This window comes from Streptomyces phytophilus, assembly GCF_013870535.1.
In the GTDB taxonomy this organism is placed as follows: domain Bacteria; phylum Actinomycetota; class Actinomycetes; order Streptomycetales; family Streptomycetaceae; genus Streptomyces; species Streptomyces phytophilus.
Genome location: NZ_JACBXC010000903.1, coordinates 1 through 2,498, shown reverse-complemented (window position 1 = coordinate 2,498; position 2,498 = coordinate 1). Strand labels below are relative to the sequence as shown.

The window sequence follows — 2,498 nt, the reverse complement described above, 5'->3', positions numbered from 1 at the left end:
ACCGCGGGGGCGACGGCGACGAGTTCTGCGCACCGCCGGGAGCCGGCCGCGAGCGCGAGCCGGCCGCCGCTGAGCAGCACGACGGTGGCCAGCGTGCGGGCCAGCAGCGCGGCCTGCGGGACGCTGTCGGGCAGCCCGACGACGAGCTGCGCCCGGCTCGTGGCGGCGGCCACGGCGGCGGCGAGCGCCAGCACGTCGTGCGCCGGGTCGGGACCGCCGTCCAGCCACAGCGCGTCGGCGCCGGCGGAGTCGTACGCCGCGCACTCCGCGAGCCAGGCGCCGGGCTCCTCCGGCAGCCGGGGGAGCAGCACCCCGACGCGGACCGCCCGCGCGGCGCCGGCCCCGGCGGCGCCGGGGGACGGGAGTGGAGATGCGCTCATCGCGGGCCTCCCCGAGTGGCTGATGAGGGCCATCGGGGGCATACCGTACGCCGATACGTCGCGGAAGGCAGCGGTGCGTACACCCACGGTTCATGATTTCTGGAATTTCATGTGCCGCGCCGCGGGGCGGTGTTGGGCTCCCGTACCCCCGCGAACGCCGAGGGAGGGGACCCCCCCGGGGTGTCCCCTCCCTCACTGTGCTCCCGGCCGGCGGCCCGCGTCAGTGCGTGCGGGCCACACCCCCGTTCGCCGGGATGGGCTCGCCGTCCGGCAGGGACGGCGAGTGGACCTGGAGGCGCCGCGGTCGGTGCGCGGGCACGGCGCCGGGCGCGGTCACGCCGGGCTCCGCGAGAGCAGGAAGTCGGCTTCGCCCGCCTTGGCGCCCTCGATGAACGCGTCCATCTCACCGGGGGTGTAGATGAGGGCGGGGCCGTCCGGGTGGGCCGAGTGCCGTACCGCTATCCGGCCGTCCTTGAGCCTCATGGCCTCGACGCAGTTGCCGCCGTTGCCGCCGCTCCACGGCTTGTGCCAGCCCTCGGTGCCGAGGTCCGCGGCCGGCATGCCGTTGTAAATGCGTTCCATTCACAGCTCCTTGCGGAAGTCCCGGAGGACGTCCTTCGTGCGTTTCGCCGTCGCCGCCTGGGCCGCCATGTGGTCCAGGGCGGCGAGGTGTGTGGCCACCTCGTGCCGGCCGTCGAGGTAGACGGCACCGGTGAGGTACTCGGTGTAGATCATGTCCGGCAGCTCGGGCATGGCGAACCGGAAGAGGACGAAGGGGCTGTACGTGCCCGGGTGGTGCCCGGTGCGGAACTCCGCCATCTGGAGCGTGACGTTGGGCAGGGACGCGAGGTCGAGGAGCCTGTCGATCTGCGCGCGCATCACCGCGCCGTCGCCCACCGGACGGCGCAGTACCGTTTCGTCGACCACCGCCCAGAACCGCGGCGCGTGCTCGCGGGTGAGCAGTTCCTGGCGCTCCATGCGCAGCGCGACGTGCCGCTCGATCTCGGCGGGCGTGCCGCGGCCGAGGGAGCCGACCTTCAGCACGTGCCGCGCGTAGTCCTCGGTCTGCATCAGGCCGGGCACGAACTGCGGCTCGTACGACCTGATGAGCGACGCCGCGCCCTCCAGGCTCACGTACATGCTGAACCAGTCGGGCAGGATGTCGTGGAAGCGCTGCCACCAGCCCGGCTGGTTGGCCTCCTCGGTCAGCGCGACGAAGGAGTCGATCTCCTCCCGGTCGATGCCGTACGCCTGGAGCAGCACCTGGACGTACGGGACCTTCAGCGCGACTTCGGCGGTCTCCATCCGGCGCACGGTGGCCGGGGCGACGCGCAGGGTCCTGGCGGCTTCCTCACGCTTGAGCCCGGCCCGCTCGCGCAGCTCCTGGAGCCGCTTGCCGAGCACGACCTGCCCCACGGTCGGCGCGGACCGCGGTTCGCTCACGCCATACCTCCCTGTCGGACTGCCTCAAGCAGTGTGCCACGCCCAGAGCTTGACGGACACAGTGCAACGGCAACTCTGAAAAATTCACAGTGCGGGTTGCCAAGTGGTCGCGGCGGGGCCATAGTTTGAAACGTGAGCCAGTCCACACAGCCGCATCGCACGGGGGTCGTGACACGGGACCCCGGCTTGCCGGGGATCCGTTCGGGGGCGGATGCGTCGCGGTGCGGTTTCGAGGTGCCAGGTCAGGCGGACGCCGTCACGGTGGCCCGCCGGCTGGCCCGCGAGCAGCTGCACCGCTGGGGGGTGGAGGGCGAGGTCGGCGACAGTGCCACCCTCGTCCTCTCGGAGCTGGTGACCAACGCACTGCTGCACACGGGGAGTCGGCGCATAGGGTGCGAGCTGCACTGCAGCGCCGACCGCCTGCGGCTGGCCGTCACCGACCAGGGTGCCGAGCCGGGAAGCCTGCGGGTGCAGCGGTCGTCCGCGGACGAGCAGGGTCGGGGGCTCCTGCTCGTCACCGCGGTGAGCAGCAGCTGGGGGGCGTACGACGCCCGGCCCGGCCCGGGTCTGGTGGTCTGGGCGGAGCTGCTGCGGGAGGCGTCGGAGGCCGGGGGAGCCGCCGCCCCGCGCACGCTGTCCGGCCGCTCCGGGGCTGCTCGTTCGGGGTCCGGCCGT

Annotated in this window: 3 protein-coding genes and 1 pseudogene; 1 reads left to right on the top strand and 3 read right to left on the bottom strand. The window is 73.2% G+C overall.

Going from position 1 to position 2,498, the window contains the following annotated elements:
- The 3 genes and pseudogenes from H5J30_RS26935 to H5J30_RS26925 all read right to left on the bottom strand — a co-directional run.
- A pseudogene (locus H5J30_RS26935) lies at window positions 1-380 on the bottom strand (LLM class flavin-dependent oxidoreductase); the annotation flags it as partial.
- A 333-nt stretch (window positions 381-713) separates the two neighbouring features.
- On the bottom strand, window positions 714-962 hold the full coding sequence (locus H5J30_RS26930) for a DUF397 domain-containing protein (RefSeq protein WP_027746483.1): 249 nt from the start codon (window positions 960-962) through the stop codon (window positions 714-716).
- Entirely contained in the window at window positions 963-1,823 is an 861-nt protein-coding gene (locus H5J30_RS26925; RefSeq protein WP_181789925.1) for a Sco1979 family transcriptional regulator, read from the bottom strand. It abuts the gene before it with no gap.
- A gap of 234 nt (window positions 1,824-2,057) precedes the next feature.
- Here H5J30_RS26925 and H5J30_RS26920 point away from each other — a divergent pair.
- On the top strand, window positions 2,058-2,498 hold a 441-nt coding region (locus tag H5J30_RS26920), incomplete at its 3' end, for an ATP-binding protein (protein ID WP_181789924.1).

Excerpts from the sequence above, each read along its gene's own strand:
- H5J30_RS26930 (WP_027746483.1), bottom strand. The coding sequence starts at position 962 with ATGGAACGCATTTACAACGGCATGCCGGCCGCGGACCTCGGCACCGAG.